A 20,017-nucleotide genomic window follows, 5' to 3' on the forward strand; every position below is an offset into this window, starting at 1 on the left:
AACGCTGTTGGTGGCCAACCAGCGCTCCAACAACATCACCACGTTTAAAGTAGACCCGCAGACAGGCAAGCTCACCTACACAGGTAAATCAGTGGAGTTGCCTTCGCCGGTGTTTGTGCAGGTGGTGCCCGCTTTCCCGGAAACACCCAAGTCTTAAACCTGTTTTCGGGCTTTTTTTAGAAAAACAGCCCCTAAACGCAAATCTACCTACTCCTTCGGTTCCTATGAAAGCAGTGGTTATTTCAGCCCCCGGCGCGCCGGAAGTTCTGCAAGTGCAGGAGCGTCCTACGCCTACCCCCGCCCCGCACCAGGTGTTGGTGAAGGTCCACGCCGCCGGTATCAATCGGCCGGATGTGGCCCAGCGCAAAGGCCATTATCCGCCCCCGGCGGGTGCCCCGGCAGACATTCCGGGTTTGGAGATAGCCGGTGTCATAGAAGCGTGCGGGGCAAACGTGGAGCGCTGGCAGAAGGGTGAGGCCGTCTGTGCGCTCTTGCCCGGCGGCGGCTACGCCGAATACGTGGTGGTAGATGCCCGCCACTGCCTGCCCCTGCCCCAAGGCTGGAGTTTTGAAGAGGCCGCGTCCCTCCCCGAGACGGTGTTCACCGTCTGGCACAACGTCTTCCAACGGGGGCAGCTGAAGGCCGGGGAGAACTTTCTGGTGCACGGCGGAAGCAGCGGCATTGGCATCACGGCCATTCAACTGGCCAAGGCCCTAGGAGCCCGCGTGTTCGCCACGGCGGGTAGCGCAGAGAAATGCCGGGCCTGCGAGGAACTGGGCGCTGAACGGTGTATCAACTACAAAGCCGAAGATTTTGAGGAAGCCTTGAAACCCGAGGGCGTTGATGTGATTCTGGACATGGTAGGCGGCGATTATATTCCCAAGAACCTGAACCTGCTCCACCCAGACGGCCGCCTGGTGTTCATCAACGCCATGCAGGGCGCCAAAGGCGAATTCAATGTGATGCAGGTCATGCAGAAGCGCCTCACCCTTACCGGCAGCACCCTCCGCCCCCGTGACGCTGATTTCAAAGCCGCCCTGGCCGCAGAGATAGAGCAGCACGTCTGGCCCTTGCTGGAAGCCCAAAAATTCAAGCCGGTGCTATCCCACACGTTCCTCCTGAAAGAAGCCGCCCAGGCCCATACCTTGATGGAAAGCAGCGCTCATATTGGGAAGATTGTGCTACTAGTGGATTGAGAAAGGAATTAAAAGTGACTCCTTGGAAATCACTGACCACCCAATAAAATCGCCTTGCCCCGTCCACTCCCTTTTGTCATTTTGAAAGGACCTTATGGGCGAACTAGAAAAGCGTTGTAGTAAGCGCTATTACCGTTCGCCCACAAGATCCTTTCAGGAGGACAGTAAAAGGAAAAAAAGCCTCACTGGTAAAGAAACCAGTGAGGCTTTTCTGTTTTCTGTTTTGGGGCTGTTTTCAAAAAAACGGCCCCAAAACGTCACTCCATTCTTTATTCTTAATTCTCAATTCCTAAGAAACGCCCCCGCCGTTCACCACGGGCTTAGACGGTTGCATAAAGGCCAGAGAGCCATCTGCGTTCTCGGCCATGAGCAGCATGCCCTGGCTCACAATACCTTTGATTTCGCGCGGCGCGAGGTTTACCAACACGCTTACTTGCTGACCAATAATTTCCTCGGGGTTGAAGTGCTCGGCGATGCCGCTCACAATGGTGCGCTGGTCAAGGCCGGTGTCCACCTTCAGTTTGAGGAGTTTCTTGGTTTTGGCTACTTTCTCGGCCTCCAGAATAGTACCGATGCGGATGTCAATTTTAGAGAAATCCTCAAAGGTGATGTTCTCTTTGGCCGGGGCCGCCACAGCGTTGGCTATCTCATTGGCTTTCTTGGTGTCCAGCAGTTTCTGCACCTGGGCCTCAATCACGGCGTCTTCAATCTTCTCAAACAACAGCGCGGCCTCGCCGATGGTGTGCCCGGCCGGAAGCAAGTCAGGTGAGCCCGCCTCGTCCCATTTGCCCGGGGTGTAGTGGAGCATGGCCGCCAGTTTAGCAGCGGTTTGCGGCAGAAACGGCTCTGCCAGAATAGCCAGACTACCCGAAATCTGCAGCGCGATGTTCATGATGGTTTCCACGCGCGCGGCATCGGTTTTGATGAGTTTCCAGGGCTCGGTGTCTGCCAGGTATTTGTTGCCCAGGCGGGCCAGGTTCATGAGTTCGCCCAAAGCTTCTTTGAAACGGTACTGCTCTAAAGAGGCAGCAATTTTCTCGGGGAACCCGGCCAGTTGTGCCAGCACTTCCTGGTCAAAGTCCGTCAACTCGCCGCGTTGCGGAACGGCGCCCTGGTAATATTTATGCGTGAGCACCACCGCGCGGTTAATGAAATTCCCGAAGATGGCGAGCAGCTCGTTGTTGTTTCTTGCCTGAAAATCTTTCCAGGTGAAGTCGTTGTCTTTGGTCTCGGGGGCGTTGGCGCAGAGCACGTAACGCAGTACATCGGCTTTGCCGGGCAGTTCCTCTAAATATTCATGCAGCCAAACGGCCCAGTTGCGCGAGGTGGAGATTTTGTTGCCTTCCAGGTTCAGGAATTCGTTGGCGGGCACGTTGTCGGGGAGCACATAATCGCCGTGGGCCTTGAGCATGGCCGGGAAAATGATGCAGTGGAACACAATGTTGTCTTTGCCAATAAAGTGTACCAGCTTGGTGCCCTGGTCTTTCCAGTACAGTTCCCAGTCTGGGGTCAAGTCTTTGGTAGCCGAGATGTAGCCGATGGGCGCATCGAACCACACGTAGAGCACTTTCCCTTCGGCGCCTTCTACGGGCACGGGCACGCCCCAATCTAAATCCCTTGTCACCGCACGAGGTTGCAGGCCTTGGTCAATCCAGCTTTTGCACTGGCCGTAAACATTAGTTTTCCAGTCAGATTTATGGCCTTCCACAATCCATTCGCGCAGCCAGGCTTCATATTGGTCTAAAGGCAGGTACCAGTGCTTGGTTTCGCGCAGCACGGGCGGCTCGCCGCTCAGGGTACTTTTCGGGCTGATGAGGTCGGTGGCGTTGAGGGACGTGCCGCAGCTTTCGCACTGGTCGCCGTAGGCGTTCTCGTTGCCGCATTTGGGGCAGGTGCCCACAATGTAACGGTCTGCAAGGAACTGCTGGGCTTTCTCATCATAGTACTGCTGGGTGGTCTGCTCTATGAACTTGCCTTCGTTGTAGAGTTTCAGGAAGAAACCCGAGGAAACCTCGGCGTGTGTTTTAGACGAGGTGCGGGAATAGATATCGAAGGAAATATTGAAGTCTGCGAAGCTCTGCTTGATGAGCTCGTGGTATTTGTCAACGGCCTGCTGCGGCGTGATGCCTTCTTTCTTGGCCCGGATGGTAATGGGAACGCCGTGCTCATCTGACCCGCAGACAAACTTGACGTCGCGCCCGCGCGAACGCAGGTAACGGGCGTAAATGTCTGCCGGGATGTACACGCCCGCCAAATGCCCAATGTGTACGGGGCCGTTGGCGTAGGGCAGCGCGGCGGTTAAGGTATATCTCTGGGGATAGGTAGTTTCAGCCATGGGATGTGAATTACGGTGCGAATATAACGAAAAACCTCACCCCCTGCCCCTCTCCCACGGAGAGGGGAGTTTCTGGTAAAGCGTTTTTGACCTGTTTTCGCCAAACCAGACCGAAACCACCTACACCTTTCTTCTCATTCCTGGCGCGAGACTTTTGTCTCGTGACAAAGGATGAAGCGAGTCTCCAGGCTCGCCGGGAACCATGAGCCGAGCATGTGCGCAAGTGGAGTCTGGAGACTCCACCTACCTATCGGCACAAGTCTGGAGACTCGCGCCAGGGCAAAAGCTGGATTCCAGTTTAGGCCTGATTTGAGAAAAAGAGTCGCTAAACGCCGGTTAGAACATCTGCAAAATTACTGCGGAAGCTCCGGTTGGGCAATGCGCTGCTGCACCGAGGAAATGGCGCCCAGAAACGCCAGCACCGCCTGTTTCTCTTCTTCGGTGAGGCCCAGCGGCTTTAAGTGCGGGGAGGTTTTGGGGAACAGCGTGTCGGCTTTCTCGGCGTCAGTTTTGGGTTGGAGGTTGGGCATGCCGGCGTTGTACATGTTCAGGGCCCCCTCCAGGGTGGGGAAAAGCCCGTTGTGGAAGTACGGGGCGGAATAGGCCACATCACGCAAAGAGGGCGTCCGGAATTTACCCACGTCTTCGGCGCGTTTGGTCACGTGGTAGCGGCCCAGGTCTTCGTATTTGCGGCCGTAGTAGGTAAGCCCCACGTTGTGGAACTGGTTGTCTGTGAACAGCGGGCCGTTGTGGCAGTTGATGCAGCGGGCCTTGGTTCTAAACAGGTGCAGGCCTTTGATCTCCAGATCGGTGAGTTCATTTTTTTTGCCTTCCAGGAAACGGTCGAAGCGGCTTTTGCGGCTCACGATGGTGCGTTCAAAGGTGGTCAGGGCCTGCGCAATTTCCTGCATAGTGAATTTCTCCTTCCCGAAGACTTCTTTGAACAGCACCTGGTACCCTTTTATTTTGTTCAGGTTCTTCTCCATCTGGGCCAGCTCATGGTTCATCTCCACCCTGTCCTGCAACGGAAACCGCATCTGGTGCTCCAGGCTGTTGGCGCGGCCGTCCCAGAACAGCTGCTCGGCGTTCCAGACGTTGAGCAGGGTCATGGCGTTGCGCTTGCCGGGCTGCCGGTCATGGCCCAGAGACACCTGTTTGCCGTCACCCCAGCCCAACTGCGGCTCATGGCAGGAGGCGCAGGCAATCTGCCCGCTCACAGACAAGCGGGGGTCAAAGAACAGCAGCTTACCCAGCTCGGCTTTCTTCTCTGAGTACGGGTTGTCCTTCGGGAATTTAGGATCAGGCCGCGGGCCCAGTTCCCGGAAGTTCTGGATGCCTGGATCTACATCAGGTTTAGGCCATTGGCTGGTGGGCTGGCTGTAGAGCTGACGGAGTTGCTCCAAGGTAAAAGGTTGGTCTGAAACTGTCACAAACGCCGAGGCGGCAAACAGTACCCCTGACAAGAGAACAAGCAAAAGCTTCACGCGTATTTTCATAACTATATTGCTGGCCCTTTTAAGGACCGATTTCCTTGAATTTCTGAGGGCCGCGCGGGCCGCCTCTATTTTATGCCTGCTCCCGTTTTTGGCCTAGTTTTCGAAAAACAGGCAAACGGAAACCGTCTTTCTTACAGGTGCACGTTCAGCTGCACCCAGTAGGTGCTTCTGGTTTGGCCCAGCTGGTAAGCGGTCCCGGGCACGGCCTTCACCGACATCGGCTTCTGCCACTGGTAGCCCAGCGTAGGCACTAACAACACATTCTTCACTTTCACGCCGTACCCCAGGCCCATGCCCGGCTCCAGCAAACCGCTGCTGTAATAAGCAAAATCTGGCAGCACCACGCCGCGCATGAACTCATTGTACTGGCTGCCAATGGTGAGTTTGGAGCCTACATCTGTCCTGTAGCCCACGTGGCCGTTCACTTGCAGAAAATTGCCCCCTACATTGATTCTTTTGCTGGCTTCCGCTTGCAGGCGGGCCGTTTGCACCAGGTAATTAACCGCGGCCGTGCCGTCTTTTCTGGAATCTCGCCGCAGGTTCAGTGACAGGCCGTACTCCCAGGCGGGCCGTTTCTCATCATAAGACAGCGTGGCCGTGCGGTGCGTACCCAGGTAGTTGTTGCCCTGGATGATGCGGCGGTTAAAGTCTTTCACTGAAACAGATTGAAACTCTAGCCCCGCCAGCCGCTGTACAGCTGTTTTTCCCCACTGGTAACTACTCACCAAACAATGTTCATTTTGGGTGACATCGCCAATAGGGCTATAAGGACTTATGTCTCCAGAAACAGGGATCTCACGGGAATAATCCCTTTCTTTCTGCTGGTACATATAGGTCACATTTATGTTACCCACCTGCACCACTGCGGCGGCACCTTTTATTTTCAGATCTTCGCGCAGGTTGATACCGGTTTCAGTCACCACCCGGTAGAAGCCGTACCCCATCACATCTTGTGCGGTGTAGGTGGGCCTGCCTTCAGAACGGTTCATCTGGTTCTGATAGCTCACCTTGTTTGTTTCTTCCCCATACCCGTAAATACCAGACAGCACAAGGCTAGCTGAGGAGATGCTGTACCCTATCCCGCCTTCTAACCGCAACCTGTACCTTGAAATTTCTGGCCTTGGGTCATTGTACCGCCCGTAGGTGCCCGTCTGCAGCCTTGCCCCCGCCACCAGAAGTATGTGATCACTTACCCGCACTCCGGCTGCCCCTTTCAGTTGATAATCATGCGTGTCCCAATTACCTGGTTGTATGTTGGCCAGATAATAGGGGCTCACATCATTCTGCTCAGGCCGCAGACGCCAGCCCACGCTGTCTTCCTGCCGGCGGGTATAACGAAAGTCTCCCCACACCTTGAATTGATTTACCTGGCTCACACCTGTGGAGGAAATCTGGTATTTGGTACTTTTCTCAGGCTGTTGCAGTGTGCGCCAGTTGCCTTGGCTGCGGGCCATCTCTAACTGGCTCAGGCTGTAGCCCGAGGAGGGGTGAAACAGCACCTGCCCCGGCGTCTGCTCATAAAAAGAAAAAAGCCGCTGTTGAAAAATACCCAAAGACGGGAAAAAAGCAGAGTCAGGCTGACTCTGGATAGAACCAGCCTGCTGTGCCCTTACCGCCATAAAGGGTAACAGAACAAATGAAAAAGAAATCAGAAAGCGCATTAGAATCCTTTAGGGTTGGCCCGGTCTAAAGGCCTAAAGTCATTGGTGGAGTTGTTGGTATCTTGCAGAATAACCCGGCCGTTGAAGGTCTTGGCTACTTTCCGGATCACTGATTGGGAAGAATACTTACCTAACGGAACATAGGTATAACCGGCATCTAGCGCATTTGGCAGTTTCTTAGGAAGGAGCTTAGTGCTGCTTTCCTGAACCTCTACCGCATCAAGTACCCAGTCTACGGGCACCTGGTAATACAGTGTTGTGGCAGAGGTAATGGTAGTCTTATCAGGAGTTGGGAACTTTGGCAACGAAGCCACACCCGGGTCTTTTTTTATAAGCACATAGGCATCTCTGCCTGGGTTGTCAAAAAGCATGTCCTTGCCATAGGTATGAAGCAGAATTAAATTGGGCACGGCTGGGTTATTGATATCAGAGGCTTGGGTGCTGCCATAAAAAGCCTCAAAATCTGCCCCACTTAAATCAACCGTTAAATCTGGGTTGATTGGTGTTATTGTTTTCCCAGCCTGGTCCTGGTAGGGAGCCTTGTGGTTCAAGGCATTCTGCGCTATGACAATGCTCTGGCCCGGTTGGATTGGGTATTGCGTTCCGGTACCCGGAATCTGGAACAGACTCTCCATGTAGACAAAATCTGTGTTCGCCCTATTGCCTACCGTCATGCCTAAGGACTTAGACCAGTCATACTGCCCATTCTCCTGTAAATACATAGGGTCTACTTTCACGGTCCCGCCTTTCCCAAGAACTTGCCCAAAGCATATTCCATCTGCATATTGTACCTGGTCAGAGTTATTATGAATTTCTATGAACTGGTCTCTGAACAAGGCTCCGTCTTTTGCATCTGAGCCAGCAAAATACACCTGCTTGATCACCAGATTCCCCACGGGTGATGAAGCCAGTTCCAGCTCAAACCGCTTAGTTGCCGCTACATTAATGGTTTGATTGGTAAGAGTAGCATTAAACACCACATCATTTTCTACAGTTTGTCCTGAAAACTCTAAGAACTGGGCAGGACTATATGTCTGACTTACAGAGATGTCATACACCCCCACGGGCAGATTCTCAAAATTAGCCACTCCAATAGCATTAGTGGTTGCTTCGGTGGCTATTTTACTGTCTAGGTTCAACGCTTTCACCTTTATGTTTGACGCCGTCTGGTTCCCATAAGTACTGGAATATTTCACCACTACTTCAAATGAAACAGGCTGCACGAGGGGGGAATCATCTTCCTCACAGGCTAAGAACAACAGTGGCATTAACAGAACCACGAATGGGAGTATTCTTTTCATAGCATAAAATTATTTAAGGGTGAGCCTCACCTCCATTCCAAAGGCCGGGGCTTGGTTTAAGATTCTGCGTTCCCTGGCCTTGGTATCATAGTACTCTGGCCGGTAATTGAGGAAATTATTAGCATAAAAAGAAAGCCGAAACACGTTTCGCACCTCTTTACTCAGCTTTAAGTGGTAGTTGGAGTAGATGCGTTTCTGGTGCAGCATTCCGGCGGCGCTCTCATCTTTCACCAAGTGGGCGTATTCTGGGCTGGTTTGCTCGGCCTCAGGAATTGTATAGTATTGCCCATTGATATCATAGTAGGCCACGGGGTAAATATTATTTGCACTGTTCCTGGTCCACTTATCCCAGAAAATCTGGGTCCGGAGATTTACCAGCAAACCCAGCCGCGAGATATGATGGCTGGAAGAAACGGTTGTAATAGATTCCAGCCCACTGGAGTGAGGGTTTGTAAACACCCCCACCAGCGCTTTCTTCTCATATTGCCATTCTGTTGGCTCTGCTACTTCCAGTGAAGGGTTGGTAGCCTCTGAATAATATAAAGAAGTAGAAAGGTTAAAGGAAGTTTGCAACGCCCTAATCTTGGCCGTGCCCACCATCAGTTCCAGACCATAATCTTTTGAGGACAAAGCGTTGGCAAACTGGGAGTAGAAGCCAAAACCTTCCAAATGGTTACCAGTAGGCCCGTAAATTGGTCTTTCATCTGGTCTGGCCTCAATAATGTGGTATTGAGGCACGTCAACTAACCTGACCTTTTTATTGGCATCAAAGCCGCCAGAGGTTCTTTTATGAAAACCTGTGAGTGACACATTAAACAACTGCTTACGGTAGCTCAGCCCCATTTCTAGATGTTGCGTCTTCATGGCTTGCAGGGCACTGTTGTCTGGTACAATCACTGCGGTATAGACCAAAAATAAGTTCTCTCTATAATTATTGGTGTAATGGTTAATGAGCGGGAAATCATGATAAATGGGCTTAGGCTGCAAGTGCACCAGCCCTGGAGACTTAGTAGCTAAACCATAAGCCGCATTCAACATCAGGGTCGGCGTTAATTCCAGAGTAGTACTTAAGCGTGGTGACAGGGAGAAATACTGAAACTGTTTATCGCCTCGCAAACCTAAAGATGTGCTCCATTCTCTTCCCCACAATGTAGTGCTGATTCTGTCTTCCAGATAAACGCCCACATTGTTCAATACCGGCGTGTGGTAAAAGTCATAGTCCCGCCCATAAAACCTGTCACTGGTGCTGGACCAACGGGGGCGGTATGGGTCTGTGTCTTCCCCTCTGGTGCGGTTGGTCTCCCGGCTGTAGTTCAAACCAAATGAAATGGCATGTCGCACAGGACCTGTTTGCGCTGTTCGCACTGCATTAAGACTGCCGCTCCACCGCACAGGATTGCCGTATATAGCTGTTTCTGCTTGATAGTTAGGGTAGGTATAGATCCCCTCAAATACGCCTTCCTCGGCTGAGATTGGGGCGGGTTTTACCCCTTGGTTCAGATACCAGGACTCATAGCTGTATTGTCTGGTATTGCTGTAAGAAAAGCTGTAGGTAAGTTGATCAAACAACCGCGCATTCTCAGCACGCCAACTTCCCCGGTAACTTACCCGCACATTAGAATTCTCGGCCTTTACCTTACGGGTAGGGTCATCTGGTTCGTTTTTCCAATCGTCAAGATTGGTAGAAAAATCTACTCCAAAGTTACTGCTTACAGTACGGGCTTTGTTCAAATAGGTAGTCCACAGCACTCCAGTAGAGACGCGGCTGTATGACTTTAACTTATTGGTTGTACTAGGGGCAGCGTCTAAGTAATCTAGTGACACATTTAGAGCGCCGGCTTTGGGGCCCAAAGCAAACCCTTTGTCTAGTGAAAAGTTGTTGGTCCCGTTTTGGATTCTAGCTGAGATATTCCAGGGTGACACCCCGGCTTTGCGATCAATGATAATAGCCCCAGAACCCATATCTCCATACTTAGCCGAAGCCACACCTTGTATGACCTCTATCTTCTCAATATTGCTGGCCGGGATCTGACGCAGGTCTACAGAACTGAAAGTATAGTCCCCAGAACCATAGCTACCCGCATTGATTTGCCCCAACAGTCCACTTTTCCCGGAGAAAGCCGTCTGCAGGTTGGCATTATTAGACAAGGCCTCCCCGTCTAAGACAATGCTGGTCCCGAACTGGTTGTTCAGCGCATGGTTGCCCGTGGAGACGCTCCTGAGGTTAATGGCTTTTGCTGATTGCAGATCTGGGTTCAGAATAGTTTGCCCCGGCAGCAGGTTGAGCAGAATATCAGACAAGCTGTAAGGCTGGATCTGCTCAATGGCGTTCTGTCCAATAACAATAGACGAGTTGGAGTTGGTGGTGTGCACCCGCAGGGCGTTAATCTCCACTTCATTCAGGTACAGGTTATTGTCTTCCAGCACAAAAGAGACAGTGGCCGTTTGGTTTCTCACCAGAGACACCACCTGGCGCATTTCTTTTTTGCCCACAAACCCGGCTACCACCGTTACCTGGGTATAGGTCTGGTCTGGAGGCAGGGTGTAACTGAACTCCCCTTTCTCATTGGTGCCCATGAAGAGGTGCGGTTCCACCAGCTGGATTCTGGCAAACGGGAGGGCATTCTTTTCAGCATCCAGCACGGTGCCTTGTATCCTGGTCTGGGCATGGCTTACCCCTGCTCCCGCCCCAAAGGCGAGAAGCAAACTAATGACCCACAAGTACAGAGAGAAGCGTGGCAACACGGTAACTGAGATTGTTTGATGCCACAAACCTATTGTTTAGAATATTTCTAAACAAGAATTATTTAGATTAAAAATAAATAACCGTAGAAACATTTTAAGAAAAATCCTGAAAGTAACCCCAACAGAAACGCCCCTGCGCTCTTGCTATAAGAAGCCGCAGGGGCGTTTCCAGGCTGTTTTTGCCAAACCAGGCCCAAAACAGAAGGCTACTGCCTCCGCCTCAGGGTATCTCTGTGGGTGCGGGTAGAGGCCGTGTCTACCCGCACCGGTTGTCTACCGGGCAGTATCTGCTGGCTCCGAACGGCCGGCGGTTCATTGGCCGGCGCATTAGGGTCGCGGTTCTCAATGTTCTGCTTGCGGTTAAAATCACTGGACTGCTCGTTCATGTCCCGCACAGTGGGGGTGGCCCGGTACACCCGTTGCGGCTCAGGGCTCTCCAGCACAGGGTTGTCCCGGGCAGAGGTACAGGCCACGGCCAGCCCCAGCCCTAACCAGCCTATCACCGCGGCTCCTGTTTTCTGCCTGTTTTTCCAAAAACTGCTCCAAAACGTCTCCATACCGTCCCCTCCTTTTTCCGCTTAGCGGGCATTGCTTTGGCTAAGGTCTTTGCCGTCAAACTCCTGCACAGCCCGGTAGCCTACTTCGGTGAGGAGCAGACCGGCCGGATCAGGAATGGCATACCCCTGGTTGCGCAAGTGCTCTTCAGCGCGCTTCTGCACATCTTTGTAATGGTACTTCTCATCCTCCTGGTGCAGGAACGGGTAGATCTCCGTCCATTCCAAAACCTCATTGGCCTTGGTGCCTTTCTCTTTAAAAGCCTTTAAAATGAGGAATCCGGTGTTTTCAATGTTCTCGCTGTTGGAGCTTAAGTTCTCTGCATCCATAGTTGTAGTAGTGTTAAGGTCTGTGCCTCTACTTTACGTCAACTTACGGGCAAAAGATATGAGACTGGCTTACTGGCAGACCTGCAGGCAGATCCCGTCCCAGAGGCGGAGGCGCATACGGTGGCAGGCCACTGCCTCCTCCAGACACTCGTCCCATTTCTGGTCATCATCACCGCAGAGCACAGAGACCATCTGCATGGCCAGCGGCGAATGCACCTCGTCATCCAGGTGAATGTGGCGCTCTATGTAGTACTGGTAAGTGTCTAACGTACCCGGGTAGCGTCTGCCCAGGTCACTGATCAGGCACCGGAACATGTCTGGAATCACATCTTCGCGCCCAAAGGTGAAGGCGGCGGCAATACGGTGCGCCTGCCCGCTCTGAATGATCTGGAACGTGTGCTTCACAAAATCCTGGGTATTGCCGGGCACCGGCAGGTTTTCCAGCATGGTGTACACGGCTTTCCCCTGCTGCAGCCCCTTGATAAAATCATTAATGACCTGGGTGTCTGCGCCGCATTCCTCCATGGCGCGCACGTATAACTCAAAGTGGCTGATGGGCTGCCCGTCTACATCTACATCTGTCTCCTCTTCCAGCACAATCTCATTGATCAGGCGGCGGTTGCCGGGGTTGCCATGCGGGGTCCAGGGCACTTCTACGCAGGTAAGGTGGCGTTGCAGGCTTTTCAAAAGGCTCATGAAGTCCCAAACGGCAAAAACGTGGTGTTCCATAAACGTGCGCAGACTGGCCAGCGTCTGCACGTTCTGGTACAGTTGGTGCTGCATGAGCGCCTCGCGGTGTGGCCTCAGCTCCTGCTGCAGCCACTGTATTCTCTTCTGGTTGATGGGCATGGGATCAAAAAGTTCTGGATTGGGCCCAGAATATGAATTGTGCTCGAAAGATAACGAAAGGAAATGAAAGTAACCATATACTGTAACCTCCTCCTCCCGGTCTGCACCCGCGCCTGCTATTCTGGATAATAAAATACGTAAAACCAGACTTTTCGTTTCTGACCTGTTTTTTGAAAAACAAGCCAAAAACGCAGCATTACCGCTTTACAAAGGCCAATGCCGAAGAGTTAAGGCAGTAGCGCAACCCGGTGGGCTTGGGACCGTCTGCAAACACGTGCCCCAGGTGGCCGCCGCAGGAGCGGCAGAGCACCTCAACCTGCTCTACGCCCGCACTGGTATCCAGCTCCTGGCGTACTGCAGCAGCGCTAACGGGGGTGAAAAAACTGGGCCAGCCGGTACCAGAGTCAAACTTGGCCTCAGAGCTGAACAGGGCTTGCCCGCATCCCGCACAGTGGTACATTCCCTGCGCCTGGTGCGCGTGGTACTGACCGGAGAAGGGCCGCTCAGTCCCCTTCTCGCGCAGTACAAAAAACTGTTCTGGGGTCAGGGTCTGCCGCCAGTACTCCTCTGTTCTGGAGAGCGTGTCCCCAAAGACCGTTCTTGCGGGAACGGCCGCCAAAGGCAGGGGGGCGGTTTTGGCGTTCAGGGTGCAGCCTATTGCGGTGCCTAACCAAAGGAGCAGGAGGAGAGAGGGGAATGGTTTCATATGAGGTCGGCCGGCCAGGGAAACGTTGCCCCTACTATACGCAGAAACCTCTGCCACCGGCGCAGAGAAGAAGGGCACACGGGGCACCCTCAGGAACTTACCTCCCGCTCAGGCTGTTATACCCAACACAAGGAATCCCGTAAGTAACTGGGTCAAAGGCTTTTTATTTATTTAATATAGAAAAGCATCAGAAAAACCCTACCTTTGCGGGCTGAAAACAACCTCTGAATGCAAAGTATCCGCAACATCGCGATTATTGCCCACGTGGACCACGGTAAAACCACGCTGGTAGACAAGATCATCCACGCCTCAAAGATATTTGACGCGCACCAACAGTTTGACGACCTGATCCTGGACAACAACGACCTGGAGCGGGAGCGCGGCATCACCATCGTTTCTAAAAACGTATCTGTACGTTACAAAGACGTAAAAATCAACATCATTGACACCCCCGGTCACGCCGACTTTGGAGGTGAAGTGGAGCGCGTGCTGAAAATGGCCGACGGCGTTCTGTTGCTGGTAGATGCTTTTGAAGGCCCCATGCCCCAGACCCGCTTCGTGCTAGGCAAAGCCATACAATTAGGCCTGAAGCCGATTGTGGTAGTCAACAAAGTGGACAAAGAAAACTGCCGCCCAGACGAAGTACACGAAATGGTGTTCGACCTGATGTTCAACCTGGACGCCACTGAAGACCAGCTAGACTTTGTGACCCTGTACGGCTCCAGCAAACACGGCTGGATGAGCACTGACTGGCAACACCCAACCGACAACATCACGCCTCTTTTAGATGCGATCATTGAGGTGATCCCCCCGGCCCCTTCTGAAGAAGGAACGCCGCAGATGCAGATCACTTCTCTGGACTACTCTTCTTTTGTAGGCCGGATCGCCATTGGGCGCGTAAAACGCGGCACCCTGCAAGAAGGTGCCAACATGAGCCTTTGCAAGCGTGACGGTTCTATCAAGAAAGTAAAAATCAAAGAACTGCAGGTTTTTGAAGGCCTGGGCCGCGTAAAGGTAGAATCTGTTTCTGCCGGCGAGATCTGCGCCGTAACCGGTATTGAAGGTTTTGAGATTGGTGATACCCTCGCTGACTTCGAAAATCCTGAGCCGTTGGAGCGCATCGCCATTGACGAGCCTACCATGAACATGTTGTTCACCATCAACAACTCTCCTTTCTTTGGGAAAGAGGGCAAGTTTGTAACGTCTCGTCACCTGCGTGACCGTCTGTACAAAGAGATGGAGAAAAACCTGGCCCTGCGCGTAGATGAAACCGACAAAGAAGATACGTTCCTGGTATACGGCCGCGGTATCCTTCACTTGTCTGTACTGATTGAAACCATGCGCCGCGAAGGCTATGAGTTACAGGTAGGTCAGCCGCAGGTAATCTTCAAAGAAGAGAACGGCCAGAAAATGGAGCCAATGGAGCACCTGGTGGTAGACGTTCCTGAGGAATCTGCCGGTAAAGTGATTGAACTGGTAACCCAGCGTAAAGGTGACCTTCTGATCATGGAGCCAAAAGGCGACTTGCAACACCTGGAGTTCAACATTCCGTCACGCGGTTTGATTGGCCTGCGGAACAACGTCTTGACCGCTACAGCCGGTGAAGCCATCATGAACCACCGCTTTATAGCCTATGAGCCCTTCAAAGGCACTATCCCGGGCCGTATCAACGGTTCTTTGATTGCCATGGAGACAGGCCCTGGAACGGCGTACTCTATTGACAAACTGCAGGACAGAGGCGTGTTCTTTGTGGAGCCGGGCGAAGATGTGTACATGGGTATGGTGATTGGGGAGCACTCCCGCCAGAATGACCTGACCGTGAACATCCAGAAAGGAAAGCAGCTGACCAACATGCGTGCCTCAGGCTCTGACAACAACGTGAAGATTGTTCCTAAGAAGCAATTCTCACTGGAGGAAGCCATGGAGTACATCCAGAAAGATGAGCTGTTGGAGATCACGCCTAAGAGCATTAGAATGCGTAAAATTTACCTAGATGAGAACGAGCGCAAGCGCTACGGAAACTCCCAAGGTTAATTCTGATCTTTCATAAAAGAAAAAGCCCGGCCAATTGGCCGGGCTTTTTTTAATGCACTTTGCTCTAAAGCTTATTGAAATTATGATAACAATTACCAGAAATCAGGTCTTCTTGTATCTCCCCCTTTTAAGCGACAATCTGTACATTCCTTTGTAGCTAATAGAGTGGGAAACGCTCTTCCGGTAGTTGGGTTTATTTCGGCTGAAACAACATTCATGTTTGAAGGTATAGGCTCTCCAGCAGCCTCAAAAATCCTACATTCTGGCCATTTGGGCTTAAAACCCCACTTCTTCAACTCCTTCGCCTCAATAAAAACCCTTTTACTGCTCCTTGACCTGGCACTAAAATAACCAAAAACTGGCTCATCTAAATTTTTCACACTGGAAACATTCCCGGTGACATAAGAAGGTTGGGCATCAAACAAGGACCCTACGCTTTCAGTATTCTTCCTAAGCATAGTCCAATAATCAAATTCTCCTTTGCTAATAGCATATTGGTGAACCAGCAGGCTAAATTTAATACCAAACCTATCCCCATCACCCTCATGAATGACCAGCGGGTAATGTGCTATGATATCTTTGGCTAAGTGGGCACTTGAACCAACCAGAATAGTAGTGGAAGGGGTGGTAGCCCAACAAGTATATATTTGGGAACTAGACGGTCTTAACACTAGAATCCAATTACCAGTGTACATAAAAGCCGATTCCATATAAGATTTATATTCATATGTTTCCACATATTCCCATTTGTAGTATCTAGTCTTATTAGCGGAATCATGGGTATTGGCTGCTAAAATCACCTTTCCTCCTTCCACACTCCATGTTAAGCTATCAATAGCTGGAGTCTTATGAGTTGACACAAATTCTGATTGATATTCCTTTCCCTGACTAGTTTTAATGTGCAACTTGTACTTTTTATTATAAGCCCAAGATGCATTATATCCCGTATATCTTCCTTCTTGGATGGGATTTTCCTTGAGCTGAAATCTTTGCCCACTCTCATCCTCAATACTTACTTGAGCCCCGTGCTCCTGTACTGGTTCCTGGTCTGCAACAACCAAATCTTGAGTGCGGGAGAGCTTTACCACGGCTATTTTATCGTCTAAATTTATATTACCATCTACAACCAATAATTTTAGGTCAGTAGCTGTCTCTGGCAATTCATATTCTTCTACACATCCCCCTATCAATAGTAAAAGGCAACAGAAGAATTTTAGTTTCCTGCATTTAATCATAGTAGGGACTATTGAACAGCTTTCTTCACTTCAAATGTATAAGTGCTGCTGCCAGCTTTTCCGTCTTGAGTTAAACCTTGCACCACAACCACATACTTTCCAAGCTTATCTGAAGTATAAAATTCAATCTCTTTTTTACCCAGTTTGCCAGTTCGCATGTCTCCTGCCCAATACAATACATTTCTGAGGTCTGGTATTCGGTTGGCAATTTGCTCTGGGCTTTGGTATACAGGATGATAAAACTCACGTGTTGGCTGTAGCCCCTCATATTCCACCAGTAATGCTTTGGGATCTACTTCATACCCTTCCATTGCACCGTTATAGGTTGAGAAACTAACAATACCACCGTATGTAAAAGGGCCATGGAAGTATTGTTTGTAAATAACCTCCAGCTTTCTCACTTTTTTTGGGTTGTATACCATTAATCTATCCAGATCAAAGACAGGCATCCCATCTAGTAGTACCAAAGGTTCTTCTGGCAAGGTTTCTTTACGTTGCTCATCTATCATCACAAAATAGAATTTTCCTTTACGTTTACGCACCATCACCGGTGACACATATTCTTTCAGTACATCCTCTAAGGTGGGGAAGCGGTTATAATAATCTAAGAAATAGGTTCTGGAGGGTTGGCCATAGAAGGTAGTGGTATCTATTGGCAGTAAGTTAGGGAGAGTGTCATTACCTAGGGAGAAATGGTTCTGCACTTGCAAATGTACATTCTTGGCCTCCAGGTTCTGGTAAAAGTGTTCTGGCAAGTCAAACGTTGGCAATGTAAGGGTGGCGTTCTGTGGGGAGAAGGGTGAAACCGTTTCTAACTGGTAAGAACTGTCTTTACGGGTATTGGTTTGCAGCACCACATCTCTTATACCTTTAAAATCCTTAGTCTCAAAAAAGACTACTCCATCTTGGTTGCTTTGCGCCCCATACAACCTAATCTGCCGAGACGGAATTGTTAAATATGTTTGCACACCCGGCGCAGGTAGCCCTGTCTTAGAATCTACAACTTTGGCTTGGACCAAATGCCCCGTATATTCTGGCAAAAAAAAAGGCGCAGGACTATTCTTTTGGAATACCTTTTCCCATGAAAACCTGCGCCAACCATGTGTAAGCATGAGGTTCTCAATGGCTATATCTGCTTCTGGCCCGGCTTGGGAGAGATAATACCCTGGTGCCTCCACCGTTCCTTTTAGGTCTGAGCTCAACCATAGATAACTCACTATATCTGGTTGCTCTACCGTCTGTAAAGAATCAATTTGGAATACTGAAAGAGAGAAATCAACCTCTGTAGGTTGTCCATTATCCCGTTGAGCCACAACTGACAATTTTACGGCGGCTCTAGGCCCTGTCTCTCTTTTGTCTGCCGCTACTTGTAGAGTTAGCAGTGAAGTAGGTTTCTTAAAATAGAGCCGCTCGCATACAGGCTTTCGTTCACTATTAAAGACGGTAAGATGGGAAATACCTTCGCCTAATTTGTCTTTTGCTACCGCGAATACCATCCGTCCTTCAGCATCCGGGAATCTAGCCTCGGCTAAAACGGGTATCTGGCGCGTATGCACTAATAAATACATCGGTTGGGTAGCAGAATAAGCCAGATTAGAAGAAACAGTTACTTTTAACATATTTGCCCCTGCTTCACTTACTGCCATCACCGTCCCTTTTTCTTTGACTATTGGCAGAGGACGGGTAATGAGGTGCCCATTGTCGCTTTTTAGAAGCGCCCGGTATACTTGGTTGGGCTCAGGTGTGAATTGAAAGCTTCCAATCCCAAATTTATGAGTATAAAACCGTGCCACGGTATCATTCTGTTGGTCAAGCACCCATCCTATGAAAGAGGCACCTTTACCATTTATATCAGTTACCTTGAAAGCTACTTTACTTTGCAAATTACCCACCAAATCTCCTCCTTCCGGGAAAAATTGGACATCATAATCTGTGGAGAATTCAATGGGCTTAAGGCCCAACTTCTGGAAGGTATTGATAACGGTAAAGGGCTTTTGGAAATAATAATCGGCACCCGTGTTTTTCATCCAATGGGTATAAGCCCGCAAAACAAAATGGCCAGAGGGCAGAGAGTATGGTAAGATTAGATACCCCTGCCCAGATCCATCTGTCAAGGCCACCTTTACCTGTAAAACAGGGGAATTGTCTTTATCTAGTATCTCTACATAAGCTACTTTACTTAGAATTAAGGAAGTATGAGCCATACCCTCTACATTATAGACTTTAAACCAGATGGTTTCTCCAGCCAGGTAAAAGTTCTTGTCTGTGTGAACAAACACTTTTTCCTGTAGATTACTTTTCGCAAATAACTGAAAGGGTTCCAGAACCGGGGCTGCACTTTGTCCCTTCCCAGGTATAGGAAAAAAGAGAAACAAAAGAAAGCACAGCATACCTATTTTAGGTACAGAACTTATACGTGAATATCTAATTTGCATTACCAAAAGTCAGGTTTGATGGTGCTACCACCTTTAAGTCTACAGTCAATACATTCATTCTTAGCCATAATGTACATTGGTTCAGGACCAGATTCATCTACATCTATTATTAAAGAACTGAACTCATATTGGGGGAGCTGGGCTTTCCCAACCCTCATTGACTCACATAAGGGAAGTGGCTCTTTTTGGAAATTAAATTGCCTAAGTTCAGAAGCACTGATGAATATTCGTTTCTCACTAATTGATTGCACACTGAAATATCCAAACACTGGTTCCTCTGGATTAGTAGTACAGGTAAGGTTACCGCTCACATAGGAAGGCTGAGCATCAAAGAGGGAACCAACTGCTTCTGTATTCTTCTGCAACATACGCCAGTAGTCATATTCAGCTTGGCTTATACTGTATTGTTTTACCAGAATACTATACCGGTGATTAAACAAAATCCCTCCCCCGCTCTGAGAAACCAGGATATAGTTATTAACATTACTTTGCTCCAGCTGATCGGTAGAGTTTACTAAAATTCTAGTAGAGGATTGATTTTTCCAGCAAAACTGGATTTTCTCATGTTCTGCCCTTGGCACAACCTCATTGTTCTCAATTTTATAGAAAGAGGGTAGTAAGGACTGATACTCATATGTCTCTTCATACTCCCACCGGTAGTACTTAGTGTTGTTTGTAAAATCTTGGGTACTGACTTTAACTTGGATTTTGTCCCCTTCTACCCCCCAAGCTACTTCACTTATGGGTGGCGTTTTAGTAGTAGCCACAAAGTCAGAAACATATTCTTTGCCTTCTACAGTCTTAATCCGCAAACGGAATTTCTTTCCGTATTGCAGGGCAATACCAGATTTTGAATAGATTCCCGGGACACTCTCCCGTAATTGAAATTTCTCTAATGTCTCTGCCTCAACAGCCACAGAAGCATTTGTTTCTGGAACAGGTGCCTTATCAGCTTCAGATAAATCATGTGTGCGGGAAAGTTGCACCAAGCCAATTCCTTGTTCCACATTCAAGCTGCCATTGACAACGAGAAGTTTAAGATTTGTGGCCTGCTCAGGCAAAGTGTACTCCTCTACACAACCAGGTAAAACAACCAAAGCAAAATAAAAACAAAGGCAGTATACTAGTTTTTTCATACCC

15 protein-coding genes are annotated in these 20,017 nt (G+C 49.9%); 3 read left to right on the plus strand and 12 right to left on the minus strand.

The window, feature by feature from the left end:
* Positions 1-10 precede the first annotated feature (10 nt).
* Both A8O25_RS24400 and A8O25_RS18750 read left to right on the plus strand, forming a co-directional pair.
* Positions 11-157, plus strand: coding sequence for a beta-propeller fold lactonase family protein (locus A8O25_RS24400; RefSeq protein ID WP_420911795.1), 147 nt, complete (start codon positions 11-13; stop codon positions 155-157).
* A gap of 67 nt (positions 158-224) precedes the next feature.
* A complete protein-coding gene (locus tag A8O25_RS18750) occupies positions 225-1,196 on the plus strand; it encodes an NAD(P)H-quinone oxidoreductase (RefSeq protein ID WP_066838233.1) in 972 nt (323 codons plus the stop codon).
* A gap of 289 nt (positions 1,197-1,485) precedes the next feature.
* On the opposite strand, the gene metG is transcribed toward A8O25_RS18750, so the two are convergent.
* The 9 genes from metG to msrB form a co-directional block, all read right to left on the minus strand.
* Complete coding sequence (gene metG / locus A8O25_RS18755; RefSeq protein ID WP_066838234.1) at positions 1,486-3,531, minus strand: methionine--tRNA ligase; 2,046 nt, start codon at positions 3,529-3,531, stop codon at positions 1,486-1,488.
* A 353-nt stretch (positions 3,532-3,884) separates the two neighbouring features.
* Entirely contained in the window at positions 3,885-5,015 is a 1,131-nt protein-coding gene (locus A8O25_RS18760) for a cytochrome-c peroxidase (RefSeq protein ID WP_206598706.1), read from the minus strand.
* Positions 5,016-5,158: 143 nt separating this feature from the next.
* Entirely contained in the window at positions 5,159-6,646 is a 1,488-nt protein-coding gene (locus tag A8O25_RS18765; protein ID WP_153042830.1) for a DUF6850 family outer membrane beta-barrel protein, read from the minus strand.
* Between the two features lie 41 nt (positions 6,647-6,687).
* The gene (locus A8O25_RS18770) at positions 6,688-7,989 is read right to left on the minus strand and encodes a DUF4876 domain-containing protein (protein ID WP_082893753.1); all 1,302 of its coding nucleotides are present in this window, start codon (positions 7,987-7,989) and stop codon (positions 6,688-6,690) included.
* A 9-nt stretch (positions 7,990-7,998) separates the two neighbouring features.
* Complete coding sequence (locus A8O25_RS18775; protein WP_161947792.1) at positions 7,999-10,710, minus strand: TonB-dependent receptor; 2,712 nt, start codon at positions 10,708-10,710, stop codon at positions 7,999-8,001.
* Positions 10,711-10,940: 230 nt separating this feature from the next.
* Positions 10,941-11,237, minus strand: a complete 297-nt coding sequence (locus A8O25_RS18780) for a hypothetical protein (protein WP_153042831.1) — start codon at positions 11,235-11,237, stop codon at positions 10,941-10,943.
* Positions 11,238-11,312: 75 nt separating this feature from the next.
* Positions 11,313-11,618: a hypothetical protein gene (locus A8O25_RS18785; protein WP_082893755.1), complete on the minus strand. Its 306-nt coding sequence runs from the start codon at positions 11,616-11,618 to the stop codon at positions 11,313-11,315.
* A gap of 69 nt (positions 11,619-11,687) precedes the next feature.
* Positions 11,688-12,467 carry a DUF3050 domain-containing protein gene (locus A8O25_RS18790; protein ID WP_066838243.1) on the minus strand — a complete coding sequence of 260 codons (780 nt, stop codon included), beginning with the start codon at positions 12,465-12,467 and terminating at the stop codon, positions 11,688-11,690.
* A 196-nt stretch (positions 12,468-12,663) separates the two neighbouring features.
* Entirely contained in the window at positions 12,664-13,173 is a 510-nt protein-coding gene (gene msrB / locus A8O25_RS18795) for a peptide-methionine (R)-S-oxide reductase MsrB (RefSeq protein ID WP_074987998.1), read from the minus strand.
* Positions 13,174-13,401: 228 nt separating this feature from the next.
* Between msrB and typA the strand changes: the two genes are divergently transcribed.
* Positions 13,402-15,207, plus strand: coding sequence for a translational GTPase TypA (typA, locus tag A8O25_RS18800; RefSeq protein ID WP_066838244.1), 1,806 nt, complete (start codon positions 13,402-13,404; stop codon positions 15,205-15,207).
* 92 nt (positions 15,208-15,299) lie between these two features.
* Here the strand turns inward: typA and A8O25_RS18805 are convergent, their stop codons facing one another.
* From A8O25_RS18805 to A8O25_RS18815, 3 genes are read right to left on the minus strand one after another with little or no spacing between them, the layout of a single operon-like run.
* The gene (locus tag A8O25_RS18805) at positions 15,300-16,442 is read right to left on the minus strand and encodes a DUF4249 domain-containing protein (RefSeq protein WP_066838245.1); all 1,143 of its coding nucleotides are present in this window, start codon (positions 16,440-16,442) and stop codon (positions 15,300-15,302) included.
* Between the two features lie 8 nt (positions 16,443-16,450).
* The gene (locus A8O25_RS18810) at positions 16,451-18,877 is read right to left on the minus strand and encodes a hypothetical protein (RefSeq protein ID WP_066838246.1); all 2,427 of its coding nucleotides are present in this window, start codon (positions 18,875-18,877) and stop codon (positions 16,451-16,453) included.
* Positions 18,877-20,013: a DUF4249 domain-containing protein gene (locus A8O25_RS18815; protein WP_066838248.1), complete on the minus strand. Its 1,137-nt coding sequence runs from the start codon at positions 20,011-20,013 to the stop codon at positions 18,877-18,879. The genes A8O25_RS18810 and A8O25_RS18815 overlap by 1 nt, the downstream gene beginning before the upstream one ends.
* Between the last annotated feature and the right edge of the window lie 4 nt (positions 20,014-20,017).

The sequence above is a fragment of the Rufibacter ruber genome (assembly GCF_001647275.1).
In the GTDB taxonomy this organism is placed as follows: domain Bacteria; phylum Bacteroidota; class Bacteroidia; order Cytophagales; family Hymenobacteraceae; genus Nibribacter; species Nibribacter ruber_C.